1 protein-coding gene is annotated in these 640 nt (G+C 51.9%); it reads left to right on the forward strand.

Annotated elements, in window-relative coordinates:
* Nucleotides 1-302: 302 nt before the first annotated feature.
* Nucleotides 303-640 (forward strand): DNA replication terminus site-binding protein (locus R8N47_RS25955; protein WP_318186200.1); only part of this gene is annotated, 338 nt, incomplete at its 3' end.

Consider the following 640-nt stretch of genomic DNA (forward strand, 5'->3'; position numbering starts at 1 on the left):
AGTCGTCCTATAACCACAAAGTTAGACCATCATGCAAAGTGGGGTATAGAGGGTGCCAGCCCCACCCCAGCAGTCCCCCTCAGCCACATTTCTGGCTTGCCCCGCGCTTTTCTTCTTTCTCTCTTTTTCTCTCTTTTTCTCTCTCTTTCTCAATCTAATCTCACACACGAAGGTCAAACAGGGCACCCGCCGACGCGAAGCGGAGGCGTATTCTTGCCCCTCCCCCTCATTGCATGATGGTCTAAATCTGTCTACTATGTAACCAATGAACTGTTAGAACAAACCCACACATAGGCGGCAGCATGGCTAAAAACTTCATATCAGAACAATTCTCGGCCATGTGCCGCGACTTAACGAACCTGTCCTCTCTTATCAAACGACTACCGCCACGGTACGCAAAAGTTGCGGCCATCCCTCCTACCGGAAAAGGATTGGAGAACGAGCCCGTCAACAAGATTGTCGTAACTGAACAAACTGGGCGCGAAGCTCTTGAGCTGGCAGCGCACAGCTACAGAGATCTTCACATCAACCCAGACTATTCGCAGAAGTCTGCCAGGCGCACCGTGGGGGTACTCTGGTTCTCCCCTTCCAGGATTGGTGTAGCTGACGAAATTGCGGCGACGGTTGAACGCATCAACGC

Source organism: Vibrio sp. 2132-1, from assembly GCF_033344315.1.